Source organism: Corallococcus sp. 4LFB (genome assembly GCF_046520365.1).
Lineage (GTDB): Bacteria > Myxococcota > Myxococcia > Myxococcales > Myxococcaceae > Corallococcus > Corallococcus caeni.
Map to the genome: position 1 here is coordinate 1 of NZ_JBKGHJ010000774.1, position 2,665 is coordinate 2,665.

General features: G+C 71.6%; 3 protein-coding genes. 2 read left to right on the top strand and 1 reads right to left on the bottom strand.

The genetic code is table 11. The features are described from left to right. Positions 1–248: 248 nt before the first annotated feature. Both ACLEQD_RS40915 and ACLEQD_RS40920 read left to right on the top strand, forming a co-directional pair. Complete coding sequence (locus ACLEQD_RS40915) at positions 249–1,733, top strand: deoxyribodipyrimidine photo-lyase (RefSeq protein ID WP_410391341.1); 1,485 nt, start codon at positions 249–251, stop codon at positions 1,731–1,733. Positions 1,734–1,833: 100 nt separating this feature from the next. Next, complete coding sequence (locus ACLEQD_RS40920) at positions 1,834–2,157, top strand: polyhydroxyalkanoic acid system family protein (RefSeq protein WP_410391342.1); 324 nt, start codon at positions 1,834–1,836, stop codon at positions 2,155–2,157. A gap of 29 nt (positions 2,158–2,186) precedes the next feature. Here the strand turns inward: ACLEQD_RS40920 and ACLEQD_RS40925 are convergent. Beyond that, the coding region (locus tag ACLEQD_RS40925) for a tetratricopeptide repeat protein (protein ID WP_410391343.1) at positions 2,187–2,665 on the bottom strand (479 nt) is incomplete at its 5' end.

Below are 2,665 nucleotides of genomic sequence, written 5' to 3' on the forward strand. Positions count from 1 at the left end.
CGGCGCCGGGTACATGCCCGGCGCGGGAGGAGGCGGCGGCTGCGGCGCCGGGTACACGCCCGTGCCACCCGCCTGCGCCAGCGCGAGGCCCGGCAGCATCAGCGCGACGGCGAGGACGGTGACAGGGAGGTTCCAGGTTCGACGGTGTGACACGCGTGGGGCTCCTTGGGTCCGGCCGTCCGGCAGAAAACCACAACCCGTGCGGGCGTGTTGGTTTTCCGCCGCGCGTCGAAGATTCTCGCGGGCCCATGCCCGAAGGCCTCTCGTGGTCCGAACTCGGCGTCGACTCCGCGCGCATCCAGGCGGTGAACGACGCACCCTTCCCCCAGGGACAGCGCGACTTCGTCCTCTACTGGTGCATGGTGAACCATCGCTGGGAGGAGAACCACGCGCTGGACGCCACCATCGCGCTGGGCAACCACCTGGGCCTGCCCGTCGTCGTCTACCAGGCCCTCCGCCCGGACTACCCCTACGCGTCGGAGCGGCTCCACGCGTGGGCGCTGGAGGGCATGGCGGACATGGCGAAGGGCTGCGCCGCGCGCGGCCTGCCGTACTGGCTGGAGCTGCCGCGCACGAAGAAGGAGCACAAGCCCCGGCTCGCGAGCCTGGGCAGGCGCGCGGCGGCCGTCGTGTCGGACCTGTTCCCCACGTACATCATCCCGGGCCACCTGCGCGGCGCTGCGAAGGCGCTGCGCGTGCCGCTCGTCGCGGTGGACGCGTCCTGCGTGGTGCCCATGCAGCGCATCCCCGCGGCCCAGGTGGGCGCGTACGCGCTGCGCCCCAAGCTGCGCAAGCTGTGGCCGGAGTACCTGGAGCGCACGCTGCCCGTTCGCAAGCCGCGCGTGTCCGGCGCGAAGCTCCAGCCGGACTTCGAGCTGTCCGACGCGGTGAAGGCGCGGGCCGCGCTGGACGCGTTCGCGGTGGATCATTCCGTGAAGCCCCTGGCCGAGCGCGGCGGCCGCAAGGCGGGCCTGAAGGCCCTGGACGCGTTCCTCCACGAGCGGCTGGAGGGCTACGACACCGGCCGGAATGATCCGGGCCTGGGCCAGCAGTCCAACCTGTCGCCGTACTTCCACTGGGGCAACCTCTTCCCGGGCGAGGCGGCGCGCGCGGCCATCGCGGCGAAGGGCAAGGACCACCCGGCGGTGCAGGCCTTCGTGGAGGAGCTGCTCGTGCGCCGCGAGCTGGGCTTCAACTACTGCTTCCACACGCCCGGCCCGAAGCAGCTGAGCGTGGACTCCCTGCCCCCCTGGGCGCGCGAGACGCTCTCCCGCCACCGGGAGGATCCGCGCCCGCACCGCTACTCCTTCGAGGACCTGGAGCAGGGCCGCACGCAGGACGCGCTCTGGAACGCGTCCCAGCGCGAGCTGCGGGAGCGCGGGCGGATCCACAACTACCTGCGCATGCTCTGGGGGAAGAAGATCCTGGAGTGGAGCCCCACGCCAGAGGAGGCGCTGGCCCGCATCTCCAGGCTCAACGACACCTACGCGGTGGACGGCCGCGACCCCGCGAGCGTCAGCAACTTCATGTGGGTCCTGGGGCTGCACGACCGGCCCTTCCAGGAGCGCCCGGTGATTGGGAAGGTGCGGCCCATGAGCTCCCTGCGCACCGCGGAGAAGTTCGACCTGGCGCCGTACCTGGCGCGCTGGGGCACCCCGCCCGGGACACCCGGCCCCAGCACCGAGCCCGGCACGGCGAAGGCGGGCAAGCCCCGCCGCAAGGCCGCCCGGTAGGCCGCCGGTGGACATCCCCCCGAAGACGGCGGTTCCCTTTCCGGCCCGGTGTCACTAAACCGGGCGGACGCACCCCTTTCGCGGAAACAGGAGTCACGCCATGGGCATGTTGAAGTTCGAGGTCCCCCACAACCTTCCCAAGGACGAGGTCAAGAAGCGCGTCGAGCAGCTCCTGCAGTACTGGGGCAGCAAGTACGGCGTGAAGTCCGACTGGCAGGGCGACGAGGGCGCGAAGCTCGCCGGCAAGGTCATGGGCATCAACCTGGACGCCAGCTTCGTCATCACCGACAAGGCCGTGTCCGGTGAGGGCACCGACCCGGGCATGCTCCTGCGCGGCCAGGCGAAGACGTACCTGCAGAAGAAGTTCAGCGCGGTGCTGGATCCGTCCAAGAGCCTGGATCAGGTCAAGGGCACCCTGGACTGACGCAGGACCGCCGTGCGCCGGGCCTGCCTTCAGCCCGGCTGCTCCTCCAGCGCGGCCAGCGCATAGCGGGCCGCGCGGGAGATGGACTCCGCGGAGTCGAGCATCTCCGGGTAGTGCCCCGCCAGCGGGCGCTGCGGGTACTTCAGCTGCGCGACGGCGTTGCGGTAGCTGCGCCGGGCAGACTCGAAGTCCTGCGTGCGCTCCTGCACCTGGGCCAGCAGGTAGTGCCCGATGGCCAGCGTGGGCTCCAGGAACAGGGCCTTGGCCAGCTCGGAGCGCGCCTCGGCCAGGCTCCCCGCCTGCATCGCCGCCACCCCGCCGAAGATGCGCGCCTCCACGCACAGCGGCTCGCGCTGGAGCGCCTGCCCGAACGTGTCGCGCGCCTCGCTGATGCGGCCGGTGAGCGAGTACAGGTTGCCCAGCGTCAGGAGCGCGTCCAGGTCCGAGGGCTCGTCCACCAGCAGGCGCTTCACGCCGTCGATGGCGCCCGGGAAGTCACCCTCCCCCA

Coding starts and splice junctions, on each gene's coding strand:
- ACLEQD_RS40915 (WP_410391341.1), top strand. CDS start 249: ATGCCCGAAGGCCTCTCGTGGTCCGAACTCGGCGTCGACTCCGCGCGC.
- ACLEQD_RS40920 (WP_410391342.1), top strand. CDS start 1,834: ATGGGCATGTTGAAGTTCGAGGTCCCCCACAACCTTCCCAAGGACGAG.